Annotated in this window: 22 protein-coding genes; 11 read left to right on the plus strand and 11 right to left on the minus strand. The window is 72.4% G+C overall.

What is annotated here, in order from left to right; all coding sequences use genetic code 11:
• Positions 1-155: 155 nt before the first annotated feature.
• The 3 genes from ACGFYY_RS26650 (at position 156) to ACGFYY_RS26660 (ending at position 1987) form a co-directional block, all read left to right on the plus strand.
• Positions 156-347, plus strand: coding sequence for a DUF5302 domain-containing protein (locus ACGFYY_RS26650; protein WP_365279122.1), 192 nt, complete (start codon positions 156-158; stop codon positions 345-347).
• Between the two features lie 167 nt (positions 348-514).
• Complete coding sequence (locus ACGFYY_RS26655) at positions 515-928, plus strand: rodlin (protein WP_393713052.1); 414 nt, start codon at positions 515-517, stop codon at positions 926-928.
• Between the two features lie 144 nt (positions 929-1072).
• The gene (locus tag ACGFYY_RS26660; RefSeq protein ID WP_365279116.1) at positions 1073-1987 is read left to right on the plus strand and encodes a glycoside hydrolase family 19 protein; all 915 of its coding nucleotides are present in this window, start codon (positions 1073-1075) and stop codon (positions 1985-1987) included.
• Between the two features lie 12 nt (positions 1988-1999).
• On the opposite strand, the gene ACGFYY_RS26665 is transcribed toward ACGFYY_RS26660, so the two are convergent.
• From ACGFYY_RS26665 to ACGFYY_RS26680, 4 genes are all read right to left on the minus strand, one after another.
• The gene (locus ACGFYY_RS26665) at positions 2000-4768 is read right to left on the minus strand and encodes an AAA family ATPase (protein WP_393713054.1); all 2769 of its coding nucleotides are present in this window, start codon (positions 4766-4768) and stop codon (positions 2000-2002) included.
• Between the two features lie 213 nt (positions 4769-4981).
• Complete coding sequence (locus ACGFYY_RS26670) at positions 4982-6748, minus strand: S8 family serine peptidase (RefSeq protein WP_365277456.1); 1767 nt, start codon at positions 6746-6748, stop codon at positions 4982-4984.
• 448 nt (positions 6749-7196) lie between these two features.
• On the minus strand, positions 7197-7946 hold the full coding sequence (locus ACGFYY_RS26675) for a DUF1838 family protein (RefSeq protein WP_365277411.1): 750 nt from the start codon (positions 7944-7946) through the stop codon (positions 7197-7199).
• Positions 7947-8021: 75 nt separating this feature from the next.
• Positions 8022-8567 (minus strand): GNAT family N-acetyltransferase, encoded by a 546-nt coding sequence (locus tag ACGFYY_RS26680; RefSeq protein ID WP_393713056.1) that lies wholly within the window; start codon positions 8565-8567, stop codon positions 8022-8024.
• 350 nt (positions 8568-8917) lie between these two features.
• Between ACGFYY_RS26680 and ACGFYY_RS26685 the strand changes: the two genes are divergently transcribed.
• The gene (locus ACGFYY_RS26685) at positions 8918-10084 is read left to right on the plus strand and encodes a DNA gyrase subunit B (RefSeq protein ID WP_393713058.1); all 1167 of its coding nucleotides are present in this window, start codon (positions 8918-8920) and stop codon (positions 10082-10084) included.
• Positions 10085-10148: 64 nt separating this feature from the next.
• Here the strand turns inward: ACGFYY_RS26685 and ACGFYY_RS26690 are convergent, their stop codons facing one another.
• Positions 10149-11108, minus strand: coding sequence for a phosphotransferase family protein (locus ACGFYY_RS26690; RefSeq protein ID WP_393713060.1), 960 nt, complete (start codon positions 11106-11108; stop codon positions 10149-10151).
• Positions 11109-11218: 110 nt separating this feature from the next.
• On the opposite strand from ACGFYY_RS26690, the gene ACGFYY_RS26695 reads away from it, so the two are divergent.
• The 3 genes from ACGFYY_RS26695 (at position 11219) to ACGFYY_RS26705 (ending at position 13648) form a co-directional block, all read left to right on the plus strand.
• A complete protein-coding gene (locus ACGFYY_RS26695) occupies positions 11219-12217 on the plus strand; it encodes a DUF1996 domain-containing protein (protein ID WP_393713062.1) in 999 nt (332 codons plus the stop codon).
• 97 nt (positions 12218-12314) lie between these two features.
• Entirely contained in the window at positions 12315-12926 is a 612-nt protein-coding gene (locus tag ACGFYY_RS26700) for a sigma-70 family RNA polymerase sigma factor (protein ID WP_030725819.1), read from the plus strand.
• Positions 12923-13648 carry an anti-sigma factor family protein gene (locus tag ACGFYY_RS26705; RefSeq protein ID WP_393713065.1) on the plus strand — a complete coding sequence of 242 codons (726 nt, stop codon included), beginning with the start codon at positions 12923-12925 and terminating at the stop codon, positions 13646-13648. Before ACGFYY_RS26700 ends, ACGFYY_RS26705 begins: the two co-directional genes overlap by 4 nt.
• A gap of 418 nt (positions 13649-14066) precedes the next feature.
• Here the strand turns inward: ACGFYY_RS26705 and ACGFYY_RS26710 are convergent, their stop codons facing one another.
• Both ACGFYY_RS26710 and ACGFYY_RS26715 read right to left on the minus strand, forming a co-directional pair.
• Positions 14067-14798, minus strand: a complete 732-nt coding sequence (locus ACGFYY_RS26710) for a hypothetical protein (RefSeq protein ID WP_365277429.1) — start codon at positions 14796-14798, stop codon at positions 14067-14069.
• 9 nt (positions 14799-14807) lie between these two features.
• A complete protein-coding gene (locus ACGFYY_RS26715; protein ID WP_393713068.1) occupies positions 14808-16238 on the minus strand; it encodes a hypothetical protein in 1431 nt (476 codons plus the stop codon).
• A gap of 153 nt (positions 16239-16391) precedes the next feature.
• Here ACGFYY_RS26715 and ACGFYY_RS26720 point away from each other — a divergent pair, with 153 nt between their 5' ends.
• The 4 genes from ACGFYY_RS26720 to ACGFYY_RS26735 are packed head-to-tail and all read left to right on the plus strand — an operon-like array spanning position 16392 to position 20159.
• Positions 16392-17300 carry a RimK family alpha-L-glutamate ligase gene (locus ACGFYY_RS26720; RefSeq protein WP_393713070.1) on the plus strand — a complete coding sequence of 303 codons (909 nt, stop codon included), beginning with the start codon at positions 16392-16394 and terminating at the stop codon, positions 17298-17300.
• Positions 17297-18184, plus strand: a complete 888-nt coding sequence (locus ACGFYY_RS26725; RefSeq protein WP_393713072.1) for a RimK family alpha-L-glutamate ligase — start codon at positions 17297-17299, stop codon at positions 18182-18184. Before ACGFYY_RS26720 ends, ACGFYY_RS26725 begins: the two co-directional genes overlap by 4 nt.
• A 10-nt stretch (positions 18185-18194) precedes the next feature.
• A complete protein-coding gene (locus tag ACGFYY_RS26730) occupies positions 18195-19049 on the plus strand; it encodes a DMT family transporter (RefSeq protein ID WP_393713074.1) in 855 nt (284 codons plus the stop codon).
• Between the two features lie 54 nt (positions 19050-19103).
• Positions 19104-20159: a zinc-binding dehydrogenase gene (locus ACGFYY_RS26735; RefSeq protein ID WP_393713076.1), complete on the plus strand. Its 1056-nt coding sequence runs from the start codon at positions 19104-19106 to the stop codon at positions 20157-20159.
• 84 nt (positions 20160-20243) lie between these two features.
• Here ACGFYY_RS26735 and ACGFYY_RS26740 read toward each other — a convergent pair whose 3' ends face one another.
• The 4 genes from ACGFYY_RS26740 to ACGFYY_RS26755 form a co-directional block, all read right to left on the minus strand.
• On the minus strand, positions 20244-21023 hold the full coding sequence (locus tag ACGFYY_RS26740) for an Asp/Glu racemase (protein WP_393713079.1): 780 nt from the start codon (positions 21021-21023) through the stop codon (positions 20244-20246).
• Positions 21024-21032: 9 nt separating this feature from the next.
• Entirely contained in the window at positions 21033-21938 is a 906-nt protein-coding gene (locus ACGFYY_RS26745; protein ID WP_393713081.1) for a fumarylacetoacetate hydrolase family protein, read from the minus strand.
• A gap of 101 nt (positions 21939-22039) precedes the next feature.
• Positions 22040-23152: a cupin domain-containing protein gene (locus tag ACGFYY_RS26750; RefSeq protein WP_393713083.1), complete on the minus strand. Its 1113-nt coding sequence runs from the start codon at positions 23150-23152 to the stop codon at positions 22040-22042.
• On the minus strand, positions 23149-24195 hold the full coding sequence (locus ACGFYY_RS26755; RefSeq protein ID WP_393713085.1) for a carbon-nitrogen hydrolase family protein: 1047 nt from the start codon (positions 24193-24195) through the stop codon (positions 23149-23151). The genes ACGFYY_RS26750 and ACGFYY_RS26755 overlap by 4 nt, the downstream gene beginning before the upstream one ends.
• Position 24196: the final 1 nt, after the last annotated feature.

A 24196-nucleotide genomic window follows, 5' to 3' on the forward strand; every position in this document is an offset into this window, starting at 1 on the left:
GAAGGTAAACCTAACTCAGCACCCGGTATCCCTTTATGACCCCATAATCAAAACTTATGACCTCTCCAAGCAGCGCTTGGAGCATAGGGGAACTCGCTGGTCAGCAGGTGGACCACCTGACAGACTGAAGCCGCTTGATCACCCCAGGAGGACAGATGGCTGACGAAACCGACACCCCTCAGGACGAGTCCCCGGCCGAAGCGGCCAAGCGCCGGTTCCGGGAGGCCCTGGACCGCAACGCCGCGAACGCCCAGTCCCAGCAGGCCCACCAGAACCGGGCCAAGGTCCAGGGCTCCAGCAGCGCCGCCAGCGGCAAGAACAAGAAGGTCCGCCGCAAGAGCGGCTGACCCTCGGACCCGGGGAGCCGGCCCCCGCCGTCACGGCCGGGGGTGGCTCGATCCGGGATTGGGCCACACGGGTGAGTGGGGATAACCCCGAGCACTGCCGACAGTTGATCAGCACGTCCCGCCGAGGGCAGCCATCACATGCGACAGTGCGACAGAAGGATCTCCACATGTTCAAGAAGTTCATGGCCACCGCAGCCGCCACCGCCGCCGTGCTCGGCGCGGGTGCCGCAGTCGCCTCCCCGGCGATGGCGATCGGCAACGACAACGGCGTCAACACCGTGAACGGCAACAACGCGGCCCAGATCTACGGCAACCAGGAGACGTCAGGCAAGATGAGCCCGCAGCTCGGCGCCATCCAGGGCTCGCTCAACAAGCTCTGCGTCGGCCTGCCGGCCAAGGTCAACGCCCAGTCCGTCCTGGCGCTCATCGCCAACGTCGGCGTCCAGGACGTCAACGTGCTCGCCAACCCGCAGAACCAGCAGTGCGCCGAGAACTCCACCCAGGCCAAGGGTGACGAGGCCGTCTCGCACATCGCCAGCAACATCCCGGTCCTCTCCGGAAACCTCTCCCAGGGCAGCTGATCGGCTCGATTTCGCGCCGGTGTCACGCGTCACGCGTGACACCGGCGCGTTTCATTTGGTCTAGACCTTGACAGGTTCAGACCATTTTCGCTTCAGTGGGCACCGTTCCCCCACGGCAAGTCCCCCCACTGAAGGAGCAGTTACGTGATACGTGCGCTTCGCCTCCGCGCCCTCGCACTCACCGCCGCCGCGGCCGTCACGGCCGGCCTCGCCCTCACCCTCCCCTCCTCCACCGCCGTCGCAGCGGCCCCCTGCGCCGGCGCCTGGGCCTCCTCCGCCGTCTACACCAACGGCATGAGCGCCTCGTACGGCGGCCACAACTGGCAGGCGAAGTGGTGGACCCAGGGCGAGACGCCCGGCACCACCGGCCAGTGGGGCGTCTGGGCGGACCAGGGCACCTGCGGCGGCGGGGGCACGGACCCGGACCCGGGCAACCCCAGCGGATTCGTGGTCTCCGAGGCCCAGTTCAACCAGATGTTCCCGAACCGGAACCCCTTCTACACCTACAACGGCCTGGTAGCGGCGTTGTCCGCCTACCCCGGGTTCGCCAAGACCGGCGACGACACCACCAAGCGGCGCGAGGCCGCGGCCTTCCTCGCGAACGTCTCCCACGAGACGGGCGGGCTCGTGCACATCGTGGAGCAGAACACCGCCAACTACCCCCACTACTGCGACGCGAGCCAGCCGTACGGCTGTCCCGCCGGACAGGCCGCCTACTACGGGCGCGGGCCCATCCAGCTCAGTTGGAACTTCAACTACAAGGCGGCCGGTGACGCCCTCGGCATCAACCTGCTCGCCAACCCGTACCTCGTGGAGCAGGATCCGGCCGTCGCCATGAAGACGGCGCTCTGGTACTGGAACACCCAGAACGGCCCGGGCACGATGACCGCCCACGCCGCCATGGTGAACGGAGCGGGCTTCGGGGAGACCATCCGCTCGATCAACGGTTCCCTGGAGTGCAACGGCGGCAACCCCGCCCAGGTCCAGAGCCGCATCTCGAAGTACCAGAGCTTCACGCAGCTGCTCGGGGTGACCCCCGGGAACAACCTCGGCTGCTAGCCGGCGCGGTGGTCACCGCGCGCGCAGCGCGGTGGCCAGTTGGGCCCGTGAGCGGACGTCGAGCTTCTGGTAGATCCGGGTCAGGCGGGCCTCCACCGTCTTGACGCTGAGGAACAGTTTCGCCGCGGCCTCCTGGTTGCTGGCGCCCTGGCTGACCAGCAGCGCGAGCCGACTCTCGGCGTCGGTCAGGGTCGCGGCCGCCGGTACCCGCGCACCGGCGCCGTCGCCGGGGGCCGGTTCCCTGGCGAGCTCCGTCCAGGGGGCGGCCCCGGCTCGGTCGAACACCTCGGCCGCGGCCCGCAGAGCCGCGCGGGCCGGCGCCCGCCGGCGCCGTCGGCGCTCCACCCGGGCGAGGGCGAGCAGCGTACGGCCCCGTTCCAGCGGCAGGCGCAGGAGGTCGAAGCGCTGGGCGGTGGCCTCCAGCAGGTGCACGGCCGCGTCGGCGTCGCCCTGCGCGGACAGGCACAGCCCGCGGGCCCGGTCGAGGGCCGCGACGACCCCGGTGCGGCCGAGGCCGACGGCGACCGTGCGGACGGAGGCCAGCAGTCGGGCCGCCTCCTCGGGGGCGTCGGCGGCGATCAGGGCCTCGGCGAGCTCCCCGTGCCAGCGCAGGATCGAGGGGTCCACCACCTGCTGGGCGGCCTCCAGCTCGGCGACCCGGCGCAGGGTGGCGACGGCCTTCGCCGCCTCCCCCGTGGCGAGTTCGACCAGGCCGAGCGCGTGCAGGCTGCGGGAGAGGAAGACCTGGTCCTGCTCCTCCTGGGAGGCCTGGATGCCGCGCCGGGCGTAACCCGCGGCCCGGGCGAAGCTGCCGCCCATGGCCTCCGCCATCGCGGCGACGTACCAGGCGGGGCCGGGCGAGAGGCCCGCGTCTATCGTGAGATCCAGGGCCCGGCGGGCGTGGGCGGAGGCGGCCTCGCACCGGCCGCCGCGCAGTTCCACCTCGGTGAGGCTGCGCAGCACCTCGAAGACGTCCTCGGCGGAGCCGGTGCGCTGGACGGCGGGCAGCAGGACCATGAGCTGGCGGCGGGCGTCGTCGAGGCCGTCGTCGAAGAGGGCGTGCCGGACGGCGAGGTACTGGGGCGCGTTGCGCATGCCGAGCGGCACCTCGGGGGCGGGCAGTGCGAGGGCCTCGGCCAGGATCGCCTCGGCTCCGGGGTCGCCGAGGATGCGGCCCATCCGGGCCCGTACGGTCAGGGCCATGGCCTCGGCGACCTGGTCGCCGCCGAGTGCGGCGAGCGCCCCGGCGCGGGCCGCGGCGTCGCGGGAGCGGACCGGGTCGCCGTCGCTGAGGTTGTGCTTCCAGGCGATCCGCAATTGGACGGCGGCCTGCAGCGAGGGGTCGCCCGCGGCCTCGTCCATGGCGTACGCGATGGTTTCGTCGAGGGCGCCGAGAGCCTGCCCGGCGGCGTCGATCACGGCGAGCCGGGCCCGTACCCGGTCGGCGGGTGAGGCGTCGCGGGCCAGGACGGCACCGGTGGCGCGGCGGGCGAGGTCGGCTCGGCCGGACCAGCCGGCGTCCTCGGCGGCCGCGACCAGGCGGGCCAGTTCCTCGCCGGCCAGCCAGGACGGCGTACGTTCGGCCGCGAGCAGGCCCAGCTCGGCGGCGAGGGCGCGCTGGCCCCGGCGGCGGCAGGCCGCGGCGGCCTCGGTGATCTCCTCGGCCAGCCACTGGTCGGGGGTGTCCACGGCCAGCGCGCGGTGCCGTACGGCCTGGACGGGGTCGTCGACGGCGGCGGCCAGGGCCGCGTGCCCGGCGGCGCGTTCGGGCCAGCCCGCGTCGGCGGCGAGGGCGGTGGGCAGGGCGCCGGCGGTGAACTCCACGGAGCCGTCCTCCCCCACCCTGACCAGCGCGGCGCGTTCCGCCTCGGCCAGCTCGGCCTCGGCGTCGGGGCGGCCCGCCCGGCGCAGCAGGGAGATGGTGGGGCGGGCGGCGAGGGCGGCGAGCAGCAGGGTGCGGCGGGCCTGGGCGGGGGCCCCGGCCAGGAGCCGGCGGGCCACCTCGCGGGCCTGTCCGGAGACGGGCAGGGCGTCGGCGTGGTGGGCGCTGCAGTCGCGGGCCTCGGCGGCTTCGGCGAGGGAGTGGCCGAGGGCGAGGGCGAGGCGCGGGTTACCGCCGCTGGCCTGGTGGATGCGGCCGGCGAGGCGGGCCGGGAGGCCGTGGCGGACGAGGAGTTCGGCGACCTCGTCGGCCCCGAGCGCAGGGACGCGGATGGCGGGGACGCCGGGGCCGCAGAGGGGCTCGCCCACGGGGACCCCGCCCTGGACGCATTCGGCGACCAGGACCCGTACGCCGGGCGGGGTGAGGCGCAGGGCGAAGCGGAGCAGGTCGGTGCTCTCGGCGTCGAGCCACTGGGCGTTGTCGAGGACGAGGAGGACGGGGTGGCGGTCGGCGAGCGCCCGCAGCACCTCGACCACGGCGAGGCGCAGCGCGATGTGGTCGCGGCCGGCCCGGGGCGCGTCGGCTTCGCGGCGAAGGAGGGCTATGGCGGTGCGCTGGGGGCCGGAGAGCTGTTCCAGGGCGCCGCCGGGTACGGAGGCGAGGAGGGCGGCGGCGGACGCCTCGGGTATCCATTGGTCGGCGGCCTCGGGGGCGAGACACAGCACGGTCTCGCTGCGCGATTCGGCCGCGGCCGCGACGGCGCGCACGACCTCGGTCTTGCCCGCGCCGGCGGGCCCGATCAGCAGAGCCCGGCCGTGCGCGGTCAACGCGCGGTCGACCGCCTTGACCAGTTCTCCCTGTCCGACACTTGTGTCAGCGTGCCCCGTCGCCGCCACCACGCACAGCCACCAGCCTCTCGATCCCCAGCTCCTGTGCCCTTCCTGTGAGAGGCGACAATACGAGGTCGAGTGGCGGGCGACCACGGATTGTGACGCAGAAATCAGTCACGTCCCGGGAAAACCCGTCGGACCTGCCGATACGAGGTGTATCAGCAGGTCCGCGGGCTCGCTTTGGTCCGTACTATCTGGTCGTCAGGCCGAGTTGGCTCGTGATCAGAAGGTCAGGTTCCAGGAGTCGATCTTGCCGGTGTCGCCGCCGGCGTTGTCGTTGACGCGCAGCTTCCAGGTGCCGTTCGCGACCTCGGAGGAGGCGTTCACGGTGTAGACCTGGTTGATGTTGTCGGTGCTGCCGCCGGAGCGGTTGTGCACGGTGTAGACGGTGCCGTCGGGGGCGACGAGGTCGACCTTGAGGTCACCGATGTAGCTGTGCACGATGTTCACGCCGACCTTGAGGGTGGCCGGGGCGTTGCCGGTGACACCGCTGACGGTGATCGAGCTCTCCACGGTGGTGTTGTCGCCGATGGCGACGTCCGTGGTGTTCTCGAAGCCGCCGGTGGGCGGGGTCGTCGTGGTCACGGCGGCGACGGTGGCCGCCGCGTCGGCGAGGCCGGCGCCGCAGCCGCCGGTGCAGGTGCCGGGCAGCGGGCGGGCGTTGGCCTTGATCGCCGCTTCGATCTGGGCCGGGGTCAGCGAGGACTTGGCCGACTTCAGCAGGGCGGCGAGACCCGCGACGTGCGGAGCGGCCATGCTGGTGCCCTGGTAGGGCTTGTAGGACTCGGCACCGGGGGTGGTGGTGCCGGCGTTCAGGGTGGAGAGGATCGCGTTCTCGGGGGTGGTGACGGTGCCGGGCGTGTCGGTGGCGCGGCGGGTCTCACCACCCGGGGCGGCGATGTCGATGATCGTGCCGAAGTTGGAGTAGTACGAGCGCTCGCCGGCGCGGTTCGTCGACGCCACGTTGATCACGTTGTTGCAGCTGGCGGGCGAGAAGCCGGACGCGTTGGCGTTGCTGTTGCCGGCGGCGACGACGACGGTCGTACCGCGGGCGACGGCGGCGTTGATGGCGTTCTGGTAGCTGGTGCCGCAGGTGCCCGAGCCGCCGAGGCTCATGTTGATGACCTTGGCGGGGGTGGCGTTGGCCGGAACGCCCGCGACCGAACCGCCGGAGGCCCAGGTGATCGCGTCGACGATGTCCGAGGTGGCACCGCCGCACTTGCCGAGGACGCGGACGGGCTGGATCTTCGCGCCGTAGGCGATGCCGGCGACACCCTTGGAGTTGTTGGTGGCCGCGGCGATGGTGCCCGCGACGTGGGTGCCGTGCCAGGAGGAGGTGCTGGCCTTGGAGCCGACGCCGCACTCGCCGTCGGTGGCGTTCCAGTCGCCCTCGTCGGCGGGGTTGCTGTCGCGGCCGTTGCCGTCGCGGGCCTCGGAGGAGGTCGAGATGAAGTCGTAGCCGGCGACGATGTTCGGCGCGACGTCCGAGTGGGCGACGTAGCCGGTGTCGATCACGGCGACGGTGACGCCGGCGCCCGTGGTCTTGTCCCAGGCAGCGGGGACGTTCATGCCGGCGGTGGACTCGAAGAGGTCCCACTGCTTGGCGTACTCGGTGTCGTTCGGGGTGACGGCCATGGCGTAGGCGCGGGTGTCCGGCTCGACGTAGGCGACGTCCGGGTCCGCGCGGAACTGGGCCATCACGTTCGCCGCGTCGGCCGGGGCGGTCGCACCACCCAGGTTGACGAGAGCGGCGCCGGTGCCGAGGCGGCGGTCGAACTTCGCCTTCTTGCCGGCCTTCTTGCCCTTGGCGGTGGCGTCGTCCGCCGCCGCGGTGTTCGAGCTGGCCTCGGTGGCCGAGGACTTGTATCCGACGATGAGGTTCTCGACCGGCGCGGTGGGGGCGACCGTGGCGGCGGGGGCCGCGGCGGGGGTCTCGGCGGCCAGGGCCACGGAGGCGGTCGCGGAGCCGGCGAGCAGGGTGACGGACATGGCCACCACAGATATGAGCCTACGTCTGGAAGCGTGCACGTGTTCCCCTTCGAGGGCCACTTCCGGGCATGCCGGAGCGACCGGTCAGTGCAGTGTGGGAGGTTCCGGCGGCCGCGGGACCGGGAGCGAGTTGGTCGAGCTCGCCCCGGCCTCCGCCGCGCGCCACGTCGCCCGAGCCGCAACGGCGGGGCCGGGCAACGGCGGTCCCGGCTCTTCCCCTGGCCGATGCCGCCTTCACGCCATGTGGGGTTGGCGTGTGTGCCGCAGGGCCAGGAGAAGATCGCCGGTGGGCAGACAGTAGGCAACACGGGGATGAACTCGATACGGGGAAAACCCTTGTCCACCCCCTGCGGCTCCCCCCAGGGTCCCTTCGGCAGGGCTCTGACCAGGCATGTTCGGTGACCGGGTAGGCGCCGCGCGGTACCGGGGACCGCGGCGGGGGCCGGGTCTACCGCGGCGGGAACAGCTTGCGGAAGTACGTCCAGCTGGTCTCGTTCGGCTCGCTCCACTTCTCCGGCGCATGGGCGAATTCAGGCTGCTTTTCGGCGATGTAGGCGCGGGTGCGCTCCGGAACCTGCGTGTACGAGTCCAGCTTGCGACCGCGGCAGTGGAAGGTGAGGCCGCCGGGGCGCTGTCCCTGTTCCATCCAGGGCAGCCACGGGGACATCCGGGTCCAGGACATCGTGGCGGGGACGCTCACCGCGTCGGTGGTCAGGGTGGCCGCGGGCGCGAAGAACTGGAACAGCTCCAGGGCGCGGTAGGTGTCGTCGGCGGACTGCGCCGGGTACTCCTCGACGGGCAGGGGTGAGGGGTAGGCCAGCGGGATCTCCAGGCTGAAGCAGACCTGGTCGCCCAGTGCCGTCATGGGCACCGGGAACGGGCGCCACTTCTGGTTGGCCGGATCGTTCCAGACGTGGACCACGGGCTTGTCCTGCCAGGTCTCCAGGATCTCCCGGGTCACGGGGTCGAGGTAGAACGCGGCCTCCCTGGACAGGAGCTGGTAGCCGCCGAGCTCCTCGTCCGCCACGAGGCGCGCGACGTTGAGCCCTTCGAAGCCGAAGAGGCGCCGGTAGGGCTCGCCCGGGGACCAGGAGTGGACGTCCCCGGTCCACCAGTAGGTGACCTCGGCGCCGTCGAGCGAGGCGCGGGTGCGGGCGAAAGCGTGCAGGAGCTCGGCGGGTGTCAGCTCTGATGTCATACGCCCCACTGTGCGCGGTCGCCGCACGGCCGGACAAGCGTCCCCACGGACAACCTCGGCCCCGCCGGTGACCGGTCAGACGGCCGCGCGGCGTACGTGCAGGTGGCCGTCGAGCGGGAAGGCGGGGGGCTGAGCGGCCAGGGTCCTGTCGTACGGGTAGCCGCACTTGGCCGCGACGCGGCAGGACGCGGGGTTGTCCACCTGGTGGAGCAGTTCGAGGCGTTCGAGGCCGTCGGCCCGGAAGACGTCCAGGGACCAGGTGGTGAGGGCTTCCAGAGCTCGGGGCGCCACACCCCGGCCCCGAGCCCAGGCCGCCGTCCAGTAGCCGACCTCGGCGGCGGCCTTGCCGGGCGCGACCTCCTTGAGGACGACGTTGCCCACCAGCCGCGTCGGCGAGGACGCGCCCGGGCCCGCTTCCAGGACGGCGAAGGCGAACCGGACCCCGTCCGTCCAGCCCCGCTCCTGGGCCCGCACCCACCTCAGCGCGCCCTCCTCGGACCGCAGTCCGGGATCCGGGGCGGCCCCGACCAACGCGCCGATGTCGTCCACGCACCAGGGCCGGAGGGCGAGCGCGGGAGCGGTCGGTGTGGCCGTGGCCCGGAGCGTGACGGAAGTGATCATCAGCGAATCGTACGCAGCCCGTCCGGGCCCGTGCCGACGGGTGACGATGACGGCATGGTGAGGGCGCTCCCCTGCCCGAGCGGCAGCGGGCCGCGCTGACGCGGTGCCTCACACCGGGCCGGGGCACACCGCGGAATCCGGCACCTGGGAGCCGCCGAGAACGGGCCCGTACGCGCCCTCGGCGGGCCCGCGGCCGCGATTCGGTCGCGGTGCGCTCCCCCTGCGCGAACCGGCGTCCGACAGCCCGTCAGCCGGCCGCCCACACACTCGACAAACCGCCTCTGACCTGGCCTTTTCCTGGGATTCACCTAGGCTGGGGACATCTGCCGGACACCACCGAGGGGGATCTCGTGGGGAACGAAGCACGCGAGTACGATGCCAGCCACATCAAGGTGCTGGAATGGCCCGAAGCGGTTCGGATGCGGCCCGGGATGTACATCGGCTCGACCGGCGAACGCGGCGTGCACCAGCTGCTCTTCGAGGTCGCCGACCGGGCGGTGCACGAGGTACTGAGCGGCCGCGCCGGCTCCGTAGGCGTGACCTTCCTGGCGGACGGCGGCGTACGGGTGACCGACGACGGGCCGGGCGTCGCCTTCACGGCCGCCGGGAACACCGAGGGCCCGGGCCTCGAAGCCCTGCTGACCGAGTCCTCTTTCGGCGGGCGGCCCGACGACCGCCACGCCGTGGCCATGACGCTGTCCGGCCTGGGTCCTGCCGTCGCCAACGCCCTGTCGAGCCGCTTGACGGCCGAGGTGCGGCGTGAGGGGGTCCGCTGGGTCCAGGAGTACGTGCGCGGCGTCGCCGTCGCCCCGCCCACCGTCGCGGGTCCGGCGACCGGCAGCGGCACCACCCTCACCTTCCAGCCCGACGTCACCGTCTTCGGGGAGGCGCAGTGCTCGTTCGCCGTCCTGGCGGAGTACTTCAGGGAGCTGGCCTTCCTCAACCGGGGTCTGGACATCTCACTGACCGACGAGCGCCCTCCGGGCGGCCCCCAGGTGGCGAGGTTCCGCTTTCTGGGCGGGGTACGGGACTTCGTCCTCTCGCTCCCGGCACGGGCAGGGACCCCGGTGCACACGGACGTCATCGGCTTCGAGCGGGAGGACCCGCGGATGGCCGGGACGATGGAGGTGGCCCTGCGGTGGTGCGGCTCCTCCGAGGAGCGGATCCGCGGCTTCGCCAACAGCGGGGCCACGCCCTACGGCGGCACGCATGAGGTGGGCCTGCGCGAGGGGGTGGCGGCCGCACTCGACGCGTACGCGCGCGGGCGACGGATGCTGTCGGCGGAAGGACCCGACCTCGACGCCGACCGGATCACCGAAGGCCTCACGGCGGTCGTGTCGGTCAAGCTGGACCGCCCCGAGTTCGTCGGCGCCACACGCCGAGAACTGGGCAACGCCCCGGTGCGCGGCTGCGTCGGCGAGGCCGTCCGGGAGCACCTCGGCGCCTGGCTGGAGGAGAACCCGGAGCAGGCCACGGCCGTCGTCGACCGGATCCTGCGGGCCGAGGCCCTCGACTGAGCGCCGGCCGTGTCCCGGCCGTCTCCGGCGAACGGCGCCGGCGGGTGGCCGGGACATCGGCGATTCAGGCGTACCTCTCGAAGAGGGCTTGGACGTAGTCCTCCAGCCTCCGGCTCAGGACACCGGCCGTCAGGTCGACGCGGCCCAGCTCGCGCCAGGGCACGGCGACCTTCTCCGCCTCCGGCGCGAAGCCCAGGGCGTCCAGCAGTCGCCAGTACAGATGTGCGGTGCGGTCCTCGGTCAGGGTTCCTCCCGCAGCGGTGTAGCGGTCGGCGAAGCGCATCCCGGCCGGAACACCGTGCAGCAGGGTGAGGGCCGTCGAGCAGTGCGCCACGTCCAGGTCGGCGGGACCCCAGGAGGTCTCCACCCAGTCGACGACACCACTGATCCGAAGATCCCCGCCCGTGCCCGTGAAGAGGACGTTCCCGGGATGGAAGTCCCGGTGCAGGAAGCGGCCCTGATGGTCCGGGGGATCGCGGCGGATGACGTCGACCGCCCGCCGCCAGAGCTCGGGCCGCTCCGTGTCCGCGGGCGGCCGCACCCGCTCGGGGGAGGTCCAGGCCTGGTAGGTGCGCGGCCGCCGCTGCGCCGCCACCGGCAGCTGGTGGATGCGCACCAGCTGGCGGGCCAGCAGATCGGCGCGCTCGTCGGCCTGCCGATCGTCCAGACGCACGGTTCCCGGTAGCAGGGACATCAGCAAGGAAGGGTGGTCGCAGTTGCGCGCCGTGGCGTCCACGGCCACCAGCTCGGCCGCCGGCACGTCCGTGTCCGTGAGCAGGCGCATGATCGTCGCCTCCCGGGTCAGCAGGCCCTCCGCGTGCCGGAGATAGAAGGGCTCGACGAAGGAGCGCAGCACGAGTGAGCGGCGCCGACCGTCGGGGCCACCCAGGTCCAGACGGCGCATCCGTGAGGTCCAGCCGCCGCGCAGCCGTACGACCCCTTCGATGCGTTCGGCCTCGGGTAACTCCTTCTCCACCCAGGAGCGCGTGGCACCCCAGTCCTCGCCGTCAGGATCGACACCCATGCCCTCGGCCCCCTCGCCCTCGGTCGTGGAGGCAGCCTATCGATCTTCCCGCGGACCGCCGTGCGGACGCCAGGTTGACGACGGGGACGCCACCGGCAACGGTGACCGGCATGGAGAACGAACGCCCGCTGCTCACTCTCGCCCTCTGCCTGGTCCTGGGCGGTGTGCTGATCGCAGCGGTACTGGGGGCGTGGCGGACGGTCGGTCCGCGCGCCGGGGAAGCGGACGGTCGGCCGGTGGCGTCCGACTACGTGGACATCCGCGAGGTCCCGCGCGCTCCTGCGGCCGCTCCCGTCTCCGGGTCCGAGGGATCGGCCGGTTCGATGGTGGTCGATTGCGGCCGCAACGAGGAGCGGCACTACAACGAGGACAATCTCGTGGTCTCGCCCGGCCTGCCGGGCGGCGCCCATCACACGCACGCCTACGTGGGGAACCTCTCCACCGACGCGCTGTCGACGGAGGCCTCGTTGGGCGCGGCCGCCACGAGCTGTGCGGGCGGCGACCGGTCCACGTACTACTGGCCCGTCCTCCGTCGCCCCGACCGCCCGGGCGCGCACGCGCACGAGGATTCGGCGGGGCACGGGAACGTCGGCGAGATCGTGCCGGAGGCCTCGGTCCGGGTGGAGTTCCGCGGCAATCCCGTGAGCAAAGTGGTGCCGATGCCGCGCTTCCTGCGCGGGATGACCGGCGACGCCGTCGCGTACACGGCGGGCAGCGAGGCCGACGTCCGGGCCCGCTGGGGGTGTTCGGGCTCCCCCGACCGGGCCACCACCCGCTATCCGCGCTGCCCGGTGGGCGAGCGCGTCACCCGCACCCTCGTCTTCCCGAGCTGCTGGAACGGCCTCGACACCGTCGGCGCCACGCACCGGTCGCATCTGCTGTTCACCGCCGCGAACGGCGTCTGCCCGAAGGACACCTTCCCGGTGCCCGAGCTGCGCGTCTCCCTCGCCTACGAGATCCCCCCGGGGCTGAACGTGGCCCTCGACTCCTTCCCCGAGCAGCGGCACAGCCCGAAGACGGATCACGCGATGTTCGTGAACGCGATGACCGACCGGCAGATGGCCGCGGTCGTCGACTGCCTCAACAAGGGCCGTGCCTGCCGGACCTGAGCGACCCGACCCGCGTGACGCAGGTCACATGAACCGAATCCGTCCCGGTGGCGTGTTCCGACCGCACCACATATGCGAGGAAGACGGAGAGGGTGAGATGGCCGGACCACTGTGGCCCCGCACTCGGCGGGGCTCGACCGATGAGGCACTGATCAAGTCGGTGTACGAGGAGCACGGTCACGCCCTGCTCGCGTACGCCACCCGGCTGACCGGGGATCGGGCCGCCGCCGAGGATGTCGTACAGGAGACGCTGATCCGGGCCTGGCGCCACTCCGAGGTGCTGGTCAACGGAAAGGGCTCGGTGCGCGGCTGGCTGCTCACGGTGGCCCGCAACATCATCACCGACCGCTACCGGGCCAAGGCCGCCCGACCGCCCGAGGTGTCCGGTGCCTCGTCCGCTCCCCCGGTGGAGGCGGACCACGCCGACTCCGTGGTGGACAGCATGACGGTCCTGGGGGCCCTCGATCAGCTGTCGCCGGAACATCGGGACGTACTGAAGGAGTTGTACTACCGGCAGCTCAGCGTGGCGGAGGCGGCCGACAGCCTCGGCATCCCGGCGGGTACGGTCAAATCTCGCTCGCACTACGCCCTCAAGGCGCTGCGCGACGTCTTCAAGAGCGACGGATTCAGGGACATCGGTTCCAGAGAAGGAAAGCGATCGGGCAGGCCGCCCCAGCAGCCCGCCGGACTGCGTGAGGTGGTGGCATGAACCGGCAGAGGCACGAGGAGGAACTGCTCGGCCCCTATGTGCTCGGTGTCCTGGACGCCGAGGAGATCCGCCGGGTCGAGGAACACACGAGCGGATGCGTGCAGTGCCGGGAGGAGGTGGCCGCGTTGCGCGAGATGGAGGCGGCTCTGGGCGAGGTGCCCGACGAGGCGTTCCTCGACGGACCGCCGCAGGGCGGTGACCTGCTGCTCCAGCGCACCCTGCGGCAGATGCGCGGGGAGCGGGCCGGTGACTCGCGACGGCGCGCGGGCCTCGCGGGACTGGCGGTGGCGGCCTCGCTGGCCGCCGTGTTCTGGGCCGGCACCCAGCTGGGTACGGCCGATCCGGACGTGGTCGCGCGCCCCGAACCGCCGTCCCCGACGGCCACGGCGAACCCTTCGCCGCCGCCCGCCGGGACCAAGACGCTCTCCGGGACGGATCAGGCCTCGGGCGTGCGGATGACCGTACAGATGACGCCCGCGACGAAGTGGGTACGGGTGCGCGCCGCGGTCACGGGAGTTCCGTCGGGTGAGCGGTGCCGGCTGGTCGTGGTCTCCAAGAACGGTACGCGCACGACCGCCGGCAGCTGGGTCGTGGGCAGCCAGGAGAACGGCGAGGGCAAGGGCGCGGGGCTGGACGGTTCGGCGGCCGTGGACCCGTCGGACGTCAAGGCGATCCTGGTCGAGAACGAGTCGGGCCGGACGTTCGTGTCCGTACCGGTCTGACCGGAACCGCGCGGCGGGCGCGAACGTGACGGAGCCCGGGAGCATATCCAGCTCCCGGGCTCCTGTGTGCCACCCAATTGCGCACACCGGCACGTTTAAGAGTCGCGGATCATTCTTAGATCGACGTGTTCTACCTTTGAACTACCGCGCCATGAGGAGAGGCGCAGAGGGGACTTGAACCCCCATCCATCGATGATCGTCCACGCTCGGTCGATCCGGTGTTCGGCGGCGAATACTGAGACTGGAGCGATAATCTGAGATTGACGGGGCCGCCTCTACCAGCTTGGGCCAACCCGGCGCGTACATGCCGGGTGAGGGATTCGAACCCCCGACTGACACCCCATATTTCAGCTTCAACATCAGTTTCAGCTTGCGCTCTCGCGCACCCCCTGCAGACATACAGAGGGAGTTCGATGGGCTACTTGAACAAGTAGCCGAACACCGCGTCGCCGACCCTCTGGTCGGTGACCTCGGCGCTGTTGGCCTCCTCGCGGGCGAACTTCACGGCCTGCTGGAGCTTCTCCACACGGTCGAGCAGCTCGTTGACCCGGCGGGCCGGCAGCGCGCCGGAGAACTTCACGGTCGTCCAGTACCCGACCGGAATGTCCTCGTAGTACACCTCGACCTGCGCCGGGTGCTTCTCGGTGGCCTCGGCCTTCACGTGGTTGCGCGGCACCTTCTTGGTACGGATGGTGCGCACCGGGTCCGTCTTCCACGAGTCCGTGGACGGGTCCAGGTTCCAGGATTCGGAGGCGTCCAGTACCGGCAGCTTCCGCACGAAGGTGTGCATGTCGGTGAGCTGCTTCTCCAGGAAGAGCAGGTACGGCACGGGCACCTGCGCCAGCAGGACCGTTCCGTCGACGACGACATCGGCGGCCGCGGTGCGGTTGGCCCAGTCCTTGGTCGCCGTCACGTCGAACAGTCGCGTCAGGGTGCCCGCTGTCGCCCGCAGTACGTCCTCGGCCTTGACCTGGACCCGGGTGGACTCGGGCGGCAGCTGCTCGCCCTCCTCGTCCTTGGGCTGGTAGGTCCGGGAGATGCCGGCCAGCAGGGCGGGCTTCTGGACGTCGTGGTGAGCCTGCGTGAGCTCCTGGAGGGACTTGGACTTGACGCCCTTTTCCACTGCGATGATCTGATTCAACTTCGGCACGCGCTCAACCTAGCAGTCGATTGTCCGATCATTCACCGGGATTTCCGGCACCTGCGCCCGGTCCAGGAGCAGGCGCATGTCCGCGGCGGGAAGTGCGGGATTGGCCGCCGCGGCTCCGGCCGCCTCGGTGTCGGGATCGGCGAGCAACTCCCGGATTCTGGCGACCGGGAGCCGGGGGTCACGGGCGGCCTCGTTGCGGGTCTGCGGGTCGCGGGTGAGGCGGTCGAGCAACTGCGGCTCCAGCTCCGGGTCCCGCAGGGCGAGGCGCCGGCGCTCGGGGTCCGGAGAGTCGCCGAAGCGCGCGGCGAGGCCTGCGGTGGGGAAGCCAGGTCGGGTGATCAGCATGCGTACGGCGCGGTGGGTGCCGTTCAGGTAGAGGTCAAGGAGCAGCTCGGGCGGCGGCTCCGGGTGGAACTCGGCGAGCAGCAGGCGCACGGCGAAGTCCTCGTCCTGTGCCAGCAGTTCGACGGCGTCGGCCGGTTGGCCGGGGCAGATCGCGGCGCTGCGCCGCAGCCAGGTGTGCACGGACCGCGCGCAGCGGCGCAGGAACGCGGCGTCCGCCCGGCGCTCCCACACCCACCCGAGGGCGGGCAGCCGGTCCTCGGCGTCCACCGTGTACTCGACGGCGGCACGCTCGGACTCGGTCAGTTCGGGGCGGGCGGAGACCTGGAGCCGGACCTGTGGCTCGGGGTCGACGGCCAGCCGGGCCACCAGGTCGGGTGGGAGGGAGGGGTTGGAGGCGATCTGCGCGCGGTACTCGTCCTCCTCGACGAGGGCTTCGGCGAGGTCCCGGTCCAGCCGACCGGAGTTGAGGACTTCGTGCAGCGTCCACAGATCCTCCGGCTGCCCTGAGAGTTCCCCGACCAGCCACCTGGTCCGTTCCTCGTCCTCGGGGCAGACCTGCACGGCGGCTGCCCGCCGCACATTTCGGTCCTCGTCGTGGAGGAGCCGCTCCCGGGCGTCGTCCGCGAGCCGGTCCCATGCGCCGCAGGCCGCCTTGCGGAGCACCGGATCCTCATGGTCCGCGAGGCCCACCAGGATGTGGGCCGGGACAACGCTCCCCACGAGCAGTTCTTGGCGTACCAGGCTCCTCGGGTGGTCGAGCAGCCTCTCGTACGCCCGGTCGGGCAGCGGGGGCACGGGCTGTCGGTAGGCCAGGGGGCCCCACGCCAGGGCGAGGTGGACCCCCGGGGAAGGGTCGTCCACCAGCCGCGCGCGCTGGGCGGGGTCGGCGGCGCCGTTCTCGGCGAAAGCGGCCCGCACACGGCGATCCGGGTGGACGAGAACGGCCTCGACCACCTCCTGCGGCAGCACGGCGCGCCGCGCAACCGCTCGACGCAGCCACTCGTCTTCGTGCCCGAGGAGCCGCAGCAGCACGTCCGCCGGTGCGGCCTTGTTCCACACGAGCCCGTGCAACAGCTCCATCCACCGATCGGCCATGCTGTCCAGACCCCTCCCCCGGTGATCCCGATCTTGCAGCGTAGCAAGGAAGCCCACACGCGGACCGATCATCACATTGCGGTCCATGACATCCTGTGACGTCACAACTCGCCGGACGGTATCGGCGGACGTCCGGGGATATGGGGAAGGTCCATGAGGCTCTGCTTCCTGGTGGAGGAGCACTACCGCCACGACGGCATGCCGAACGAGGTGATCCGGCAGCTGACCGCGTGGGGGCACCAGGTGGACGTCGTGCGGCCGGGCGGCTCGCTCCTGCGCATGACGGAGGTGGTGGACGCGGGTGCGCACGACGCCTGGGTGCTCAAGACGGTGTCCGGCGGCCCGGGTCTGACGCTCCTCGAAGCCGCCGCCGCGGCCGGGACGACCACCCTCAACGACGCGCGGTCGATCCGCGGCGTACGGGACAAGGCGCTGGCCGCCGCCCTCGGGCGCGGCCGGGGGCTCCCGCTGCCGCCCACCTACGCCGTGGCCCGCCCCGAGCTGCTCAGGGAGATCCCGGAGACGGAGTACCCGCTCGTCGTGAAACCCGCCGACGGCAGCTCCGGTCGGGCCGTGCACCTGGTGTCCTCGCCGGAGCGGTTGGATTCGCTGCTACCCGTACTCGCGGGCGAGGGCCTGCTCATCGCCCAGCCGTACGTACCCAACTCGGGCACGGACATCAAGGTGTACGCGGTCGGCGGCGAGCTGTTCGCGACCGAGCGGTGTTCCCCGCTGCACCCCGACCCCTCGGTACGGGAGCGCCGCGTACCGCTGTCGGCCGAGGTGGCGGCGATCGCCGCCCAGGTGGGGTCGGTCTACGGGCTGGACCTGTACGGCGTGGACGTGCTGCTGGGCCCGGACGGCCCGGTGGTCGTCGACGTGAACGACTTCCCGAGCTTCCGGCAGGTGCCGGACGCGGCCGCGCGGGTGGCCCGCGCCGTCCTCGACCTCGCTCGGGCGGGCGGCGGCTGCGCACCCCCGCCGGCGCCCGTGGCGCCGGCGTACACGCTGCCCCTGTCGATCCCGGCGCAGGTCTCCGCCGTGGGAGGTGACGGCGCGTGAGGATCGGCCTGATCACCCCGGAGCCCGGGCATCCGCTGCTCGCGGACACCACCGCGCTTTTGTCCCCGGAGCACACGGTGGAGGCTCTCGATCCGCTCACCGTCGTGAAGGTACCGCTGCCGCTCGCCGAGGTGTACCTGCTGAAGTCGCGGACACCGCAAGCGCTGGGTCTGGCCCGCCACCTGGAACGGCGGGGAGCGGCCGTGGTGAACTCCGCGGCTGCCACCGAGCTGTGCCAGGACCGTACCCAGATGGCCGAGCTCGCCCTGCGGGCCGGACTGCCCTTCGCCGCGACCCGTACCCACGACTCCCTCGGGGCGTGGGCCGCCGGGGCCCGGCTCGACGCCCCCGTGGTGGTCAAGAGCCGGCGCAGCCGCCGCGGCGACCTGGTCGCCCGCGTGAACGACGACGCGCGCCTCGGGGAGTTGGCCCGGGAGTGGCCGCACGAGCCGGTCGTGGTGCAGGAGTACGCGCCCAACAACGGCTGGGACCACAAGCTGTGGGCCATCGGGGACCAGGTCTTCTCGGCCCTGCGCCGGTCCGAGCTCTCCCCCGGGGGCCGTGGCCCCACCCGCCCCCTGCCGCTCGCGGAACTGCCGTCCGGCTGGGCGGATCTGGTGCGCGAGGTGGGCGCGGTCTTCGCCCTCGACGTCTACGGCGTGGACATCATCGACGTGGGCGGCGGGTCGCCGCTCATCGTGGACATCAACGCCTTCCCCGGTGTCCGGGGCCAGGCCGGCGCCCCGGAGGCCCTCGCGGCGCTGGCCCTGAGCCGGGCCGCGGCACAGCACCAGGGGGTGTCGGGCAGGTCCGGACGGGGGAATGCGCGGGGCTCGACGGGCGCGGCCCGGTGTCGTGCCGCGACGGGGCCGTGGGCGCCGTGAGGATCGGGGCATGGGCGTCGTCCTGCCGGTCCTCTTCGCGCTGTTCGCGGCGTTCAGCAACGCACTCGCCACCGTCCTGCAGCGGCGGGCCGCGCTGACCGTGCCCCAGAGCGACGGCTTCCGCTTCGGTCTGGTCCTCGATCTGCTGCGCCGGCCGGTGTGGATCGGCGGCATCCTGGCCGTGATCGCGGCCGGGGCGGGGCAGGCCGCGGCGCTGGCCACGGGTGCGCTGGCCCTCGTACAGCCGTTGTTCGTGCTGGAGCTGCCGCTCGCGCTGCTGATCGCCTCGCTGATGACGCGACAGCGGCTGCCGGGAGCGCTGTGGCTGGCCGTGGCGGGGGTGGTGGCGGGGCTCGGGATCGCGATGGTGGCCGCCTCACCGGTGGGCAACCGTACGGACGTGCCGTTCGAGCGGTGGGTGGTGGCCCTGCCGGCGTGCGCCCTCGTCGTGGCCGCCCTGGCGGTCGTCGGGCTGCGCCTGTCGCCCGGCCGCGCCCGGGCCGGCTGTCTCGGCGCCGCCACCGCCGTCTGTTACGCGCTCACCGCCGCGCTGATGAAGTCCGCGGTGCACGTCCTCGACGACAGCGGCTTCGTCGCCTTCCTGACGACCTGGGAGACGTACGCCTTCGGGGCGAGCGGCATCTGCGCGCTGCTCCTCCTGGAACACGCGATGCAGGGCGGCCCGCTGGTCGCCTCACAGCCCGCGCTGACCCTCGGCGACGCGAGCATCAGCATCGCGCTGGGGGTGGTCCTGTACGAGGAGCACCTGCGCTCGGGCTGGTGGCTGCTCCCCCAACTGCTGGGCATCGCCCTGATCTGCGGGGGTGTGCTGGCCCTGGCCCGGGCCGGGGAGGGCGCGCCCTGAGCGGCGGCCTCGGCGGCGGGTACCGTGCGGGCAGTCGAGCGGAGGGCGGGATCCATGCGAGCGGTGGTCTTCGAGCGGTACGGCGAGCCGGCCGAGGTACGGGAGGTGCCGGAGCCGAGTCCGCCGGTGGGCGGGGTGGTGGTGCGGGTGGAGGCCACCGGGCTGTGCCGCAGTGACTGGCACGGCTGGATGGGGCACGACCCGGACATCGTGCTGCCGCACGTGCCCGGGCACGAACTCGCCGGTGTGGTGGAGGCGGTGGGGGCCGGTGTGGTGAACTGGCGGGTCGGTGACCGCGTCACGGCGCCGTTCGTGTGCGCCTGCGGCACCTGCGCCGACTGCGCGGCCGGCGACCACCAGGTGTGCGCGCGGCAGACGCAGCCCGGGTTCACGCACTGGGGGTCCTTCGCCGAGTACGTGGCCCTGGACCACGCCGATGTGAATCTGGTGGCGGTGCCCGAGGAGCTGTCGTACGCGACGGCGGCCGGTCTCGGCTGCCGCTTCGCGACGGCGTTCCGGGCGGTGGTGGCGCGGGGCCGGGTGGCGGCGGGCGAGTGGGTGTCCGTCTACGGCTGCGGTGGGGTGGGGCTGTCCGCCGTGATGATCGCGGCGGCGGCCGGGGCCCGGGTGGTCGCTGTGGACACGGCGCCGGGGGCGCTGGAACTGGCACGGAAGTTCGGCGCCGTGCACTGCGTGGACGCCCGGGACACCGCCCACACCGCGCGGGCCGTGCGGGAGGTGACCGGCGGGGGCGCGCACCTGTCCCTCGACGCGCTGGGATCACCGGCGACGGCGACGGCCTCGGTGGCCGGGCTGCGCCGGCGCGGGCGGCACGTACAGGTGGGGCTGCTGCCGGCGGCGACCGGCGCGCCGGCTCTGCCGATGGAGCGGGTGATCGGATGGGAGTTGGAGATCCTGGGCAGCCACGGCATGGCGGCGCACGCCTACCCGCCCATGATGGAGCTGGTCCGGGGCGGGGCGCTGCGGCCGGACCTGCTGGTCACCTCGACGATCCCGCTGGACGCGGCCCCGGCGGCGCTGGCCGCGATGGGCACGGCGGTCGGACGCGGGGTCACGATCATCCTTCCGGGAGCGGGCGCCCGGACCTGAGCCGCGAGCGCCCGCTCGGGGCGGACAGCACCGGGCGGAGCCGTGGGGGCCGCTCGGTGCCGACGCTTCCCGTGGACGTACCGGCTACCCCGGCAACGGGGTGCGGGCGTACCTGCCCGACAGCAGGTGGCCTGCCCCCGGGGCGACCGCGTCGAGATCCAATGCCCGGAGCAGCTGGTGCGCCGTGCACACCGCCGCGGACACCACCGGCTTGCCCAGGAGCTGCTCGGCCTCCTCGACGGCGCCGAGGGAGGGCATCTGCACGCAGGCCGAGAGCACGACCGCGTCGGCGTCCGCGTGGTCCAGGGCCCGCGCGAGGCCCGGAAGCCGGGCCGGGTCGTGGGCGGCGACGTCGAGGTTGTCGGGGATTTCCAGGGCCTGGTGGTCGAGGACCTCGATGCCCTCGTGCGTCAGGTACTCCACGACGGTGCGGGTGAGCGGGCGCATGTAGGGGGCCAGCAGCACGATCTTCTCGGCGCCGATGGTGTGCAGCCCGTGCACGAGGGCGCCGGCGCTGGTGACGACCGGGGCGGGGGCACCGTTCTCCGCGGTCCGGGTGTGCAGGCGCTGCTCGGCGGTGCGGTGGTAGCCCAGGCCCATGCTCATGATGGCGACGAGGCAGGCGTAGCCCAGTACGTCGACCCGGGCGTCGGAGAGTTCCACGGCGCAGCGGTCGGAGTCGGCGTCCATGGCTTTGAGCTGCTCGGGCGTCACATGGGTCATGCGCATCCGGCTGGAGTGGAAGGTGAAGCGCTCGTCGGGTGCGACGGCCTGGCGGGCCCGGAGGATGGCCGGGACCTCCGTCTCCATGGTGACGTTGGAGCTCGGCACGATCTGGCCGATGCGGTAGGTACGGGGGGACATGATCGCTCCTCAGCGGGCGTCGACGACGGGATTGGTCAGGGTGCCGATGCCTTCGACCGTGGCTTCGACGGTATCGCCGGGGCGCAGGAACTCGGGCGGGACCATGCCGGCGCCGACCCCGGACGGCGAGCCCGTCGCGATGACGTCGCCGGGTTCCAGGGTCATGCCGGAGCTGATGTCGGCGATCAGGCGGGCGATGGGGAAGAGCATGTGCCGGGTGTTCGACTTCTGCTTGGTGACCCCGTTGACACGCAGTGAGAGGTCCAGGGCCATCGGGTCCCGGATCTCGTCGCGGGTGACGACCACCGGGCCGAAGGGGGCGTAGGAGTCCTGGCCCTTGGAGAAGAACCACTGGCCCGAACGGCGCTGGTCGCGGGCGCTGATGTCGTTGATGATGCTGAAGCCGAAGATGTGGTCGTACGCCCGCTCCTCGCTCACCCGGAAGGCGGGGCGGCCGATGACGACGGCGAGTTCGCACTCCCAGTCGAGCTGGGTGGTCAGGTCGGCGTTGTGCAGGATCGGCCGGCCCGGGCCGGTGACGGCGGTGGCGGGCTTGCCGAAGAGGACGGGGCGCGGCGGCAGGTCCTTGTCGGTGTCGAGGCTCCGGCTGGACTCCTCCACGTGCTCGATGTAGTTGAGGCCGACGCCGATGATCTTCCCGGGGCGCAGGGGTGCGCGCAGGGACACGTCGTCGAGGCGGTGCACGGCCTCGGCGGGCCAGGCCGCGGGTCCGCCGGCCAGGAGGCCGCGCGCGGTCTCCTGGGCGGGCGCGCCGGCACGGATGAACGTCAGCAGGTCCGGCGGCAGGTGCGTGGTGGCCCGCCGGGCCAGGGTGGTGAGGTCCACGACCAGGTCGTCGACCTGCGCGCCGAGGCGCACGGAGGCATCGTCGAGGGTGTAGCTGAGCAGCCGCATGGGGTTCCTTGCGTGGGAGGGGGTGGGTGGCGAGCCGGTCCGGGGCTCCGCCGTACCGGGGCCGGTGTCAGGGCCGGCGGCGTCCGGTACGGCGGAGCGGTTCAGGGGGTGGGCTGGTGGCCGCCGTTGTCGGTGTACGCCTCTTCACGGTGGAAGCCGAGCGAGCGCATGACGGGGAAGTCGTCGAAGGAGAACAGGCAGGCGTCCTCGGACCCGTCGAGGTTGTGGTGCTCGTGCCAGGCCCAGGACGGGACGCAGAAGATGTCGCCCTGCTGCCACTCGAAGCGCTGTCCGGCGATCACCGAGACGCCGCGGCCCTTGGCCGCCGTGTAGATCACCGAGCCGGTGTGGCGGTGGGCGAGGGTGGCCTGGCCCGGGCGCAGCAGCTGCATGTGGGCGCCCATGGTCGGCATGACGGAGCCGCCGGTGACCGGGTTGGTGTACTCGGCGATGATCCCGTCGTACGGGGAGCCCTCGGTCGCCTTCGCGAGGCCGCGCAGGGCCTCGTACGTGGGCTCCCAGGGGTAGGCGAGGAGCGGTGAGTAGGGCCGGGTCCACTTCTCGACGCCGTACGGCAGCAGGTTCGCCGCGTAGGTCAGGACCGAGGAGTTGATGACCTTGCCGGGGGCCTGGTACAGCTCGGGGTGGACCTCGTAGAACCCGGCGTCCAGGGCGTTGACCAGGGGGATGTCGAGTCCGTCCTGCCAGATGACGGGGGCGTCGGCGGCGTCGTTGCCGTGCTCGTGCCAGGTGCCGTTGGGGGTGATGGCGAAGTCCCGGGGGCCGACCTTCAGCTTCTGGCCGTCGACGATCGTCCAGGCCCCGGTGCCTTCGTGGACGAAGCGCAGCGCGGCCGCCTGGTGGCGGTGGGCGGTCATGGCCTCGCCGGGGCCCATGATCTGCAGTCCGGTGTAGAGGAGGCCGGCGGCGGCGCTGACGTCCTTGCGGCCCGGGTTGACCAGCATGACGACGCGGCGGCCGGCGTCGTCGCCCTTGACGAGGCCGAGGGCCTTGTGGACCAGCGGGCGGAGTTCGCTGTAGCGCCACAGCACGGGTACGGACTTCGGCTGCGGGTACCAGGGCTCGATGTCGTTGGCGACGGTCCACAGGGCGCCCGCGTCGAGGGTGCCCAGCTCCTCGTAGTAACGGGTGAGTTCGGGGGTGTCGGACACCCGGGCACGGCCGAGCACGGTGTCGTCCTGCTCGATGGTCATACGTCCTCCTCGGGAGCGGCGGGAGCGGCAGGGGTGGCGGGGGTGCCGGGGGTGGCGGGTGGGGGAACCACGGGCGACACGGTGAAGGTGACGGGCGGCCTGGGACGGTTGTCCACCTCGAGACGGAAGACGTCGAAGCGGTTGTAGTGGCCGACGATGTCGTGCATCTGCTTGGGCTGGATGCACCGGGCGAGGTCGATCTCCCCGTAGACGATGCCCTCCTCGTCGACGAGGGGTTCGGTGACCGGGCGGCCGTCGGGGCCGAAGATCCCGGACAGGGCGCTGCGCGGGCGGCCGAACAGCTCTCGTAGCTCCGCGTCGTCGCCGGCCAGCACGTCCACGATCTCCGGGGAGACGGTGGAGCAGGCGACGACGGAGAAGACCTTGCCCTCGAAGCTGTGGGCGGCCGTGCGGACGGCTATCGCGTCGGCCATGTCGTAGTCGGCGGGGGCGACGGGCAGGGCGATGTAGCAGGAGGCGTGGACGAGTTCGCCCTGCGCGAGGAGGGCGAACCGGGCCAGCGTGTTGGTGTTCTCCCCGCAGGCCAGCGCGCCCAGCGGGCCGATCGGGGTGTCGTGGACCTTCAGCGAACTGCCGTCGCCGCCGGTCCAGGTCAGCTTCTCGGCCCAGGTCGGCACCAGCTTGCGGTGCACACCGAGGAGTTCGCCGTCGGGGCCGATGGTGAGCAGGGTGTTGTAGAGGACGCCGAGGCTGTGCGCGGCCCGCTCGTTGACCCCGACGACGAGGACGACGCCGTGCCGGCGGGCCGCCGCGCGCAGGCGGTCGACGTGCGGGCCGGGGATGTCGACGGAGGCGCGCTGGAGCCGCTCGAACCAGGGGGACCCCTGGATCGGGTTCATCGTCCAGTTCCAGTACGGGTACCCGGGGACGAACACCTCGGGGAAGACGATGAGTTCGGCGCCGTTCGCCGCGGCCTCGGCGATCAGTGCGACGGCCTTGTCCACGGTGGCGCCGGGGTCGAGGTAGACGGGCGCGGCCTGGACCGCGGCCGCCGTGAAGCGGGGCAGGTGGTCCCTGTCCATG

Source organism: Streptomyces sp. NPDC048331, from assembly GCF_043201215.1.
Lineage (GTDB): Bacteria > Actinomycetota > Actinomycetes > Streptomycetales > Streptomycetaceae > Streptomyces.

Excerpts from the sequence above, each read along its gene's own strand:
- ACGFYY_RS26755 (WP_393713085.1), bottom strand. The coding sequence starts at position 24,195 with ATGGACAGGGACCACCTGCCCCGCTTCACGGCGGCCGCGGTCCAGGCC.
- ACGFYY_RS26690 (WP_393713060.1), bottom strand. The coding sequence starts at position 11,108 with ATGGGTGTCGATCCTGACGGCGAGGACTGGGGTGCCACGCGCTCCTGG.
- ACGFYY_RS26650 (WP_365279122.1), top strand. The coding sequence starts at position 156 with ATGGCTGACGAAACCGACACCCCTCAGGACGAGTCCCCGGCCGAAGCG.
- ACGFYY_RS26680 (WP_393713056.1), bottom strand. The coding sequence starts at position 8,567 with ATGATCACTTCCGTCACGCTCCGGGCCACGGCCACACCGACCGCTCCC.
- ACGFYY_RS26695 (WP_393713062.1), top strand. The coding sequence starts at position 11,219 with ATGGAGAACGAACGCCCGCTGCTCACTCTCGCCCTCTGCCTGGTCCTG.
- ACGFYY_RS26730 (WP_393713074.1), top strand. The coding sequence starts at position 18,195 with ATGGGCGTCGTCCTGCCGGTCCTCTTCGCGCTGTTCGCGGCGTTCAGC.
- ACGFYY_RS26720 (WP_393713070.1), top strand. The coding sequence starts at position 16,392 with ATGAGGCTCTGCTTCCTGGTGGAGGAGCACTACCGCCACGACGGCATG.
- ACGFYY_RS26745 (WP_393713081.1), bottom strand. The coding sequence starts at position 21,938 with ATGCGGCTGCTCAGCTACACCCTCGACGATGCCTCCGTGCGCCTCGGC.
- ACGFYY_RS26670 (WP_365277456.1), bottom strand. The coding sequence starts at position 6,748 with ATGTCCGTCACCCTGCTCGCCGGCTCCGCGACCGCCTCCGTGGCCCTG.
- ACGFYY_RS26740 (WP_393713079.1), bottom strand. The coding sequence starts at position 21,023 with ATGTCCCCCCGTACCTACCGCATCGGCCAGATCGTGCCGAGCTCCAAC.
- ACGFYY_RS26655 (WP_393713052.1), top strand. The coding sequence starts at position 515 with ATGTTCAAGAAGTTCATGGCCACCGCAGCCGCCACCGCCGCCGTGCTC.
- ACGFYY_RS26700 (WP_030725819.1), top strand. The coding sequence starts at position 12,315 with ATGGCCGGACCACTGTGGCCCCGCACTCGGCGGGGCTCGACCGATGAG.
- ACGFYY_RS26705 (WP_393713065.1), top strand. The coding sequence starts at position 12,923 with ATGAACCGGCAGAGGCACGAGGAGGAACTGCTCGGCCCCTATGTGCTC.
- ACGFYY_RS26675 (WP_365277411.1), bottom strand. The coding sequence starts at position 7,946 with ATGACATCAGAGCTGACACCCGCCGAGCTCCTGCACGCTTTCGCCCGC.
- ACGFYY_RS26750 (WP_393713083.1), bottom strand. The coding sequence starts at position 23,152 with ATGACCATCGAGCAGGACGACACCGTGCTCGGCCGTGCCCGGGTGTCC.
- ACGFYY_RS26715 (WP_393713068.1), bottom strand. The coding sequence starts at position 16,238 with ATGGCCGATCGGTGGATGGAGCTGTTGCACGGGCTCGTGTGGAACAAG.
- ACGFYY_RS26735 (WP_393713076.1), top strand. The coding sequence starts at position 19,104 with ATGCGAGCGGTGGTCTTCGAGCGGTACGGCGAGCCGGCCGAGGTACGG.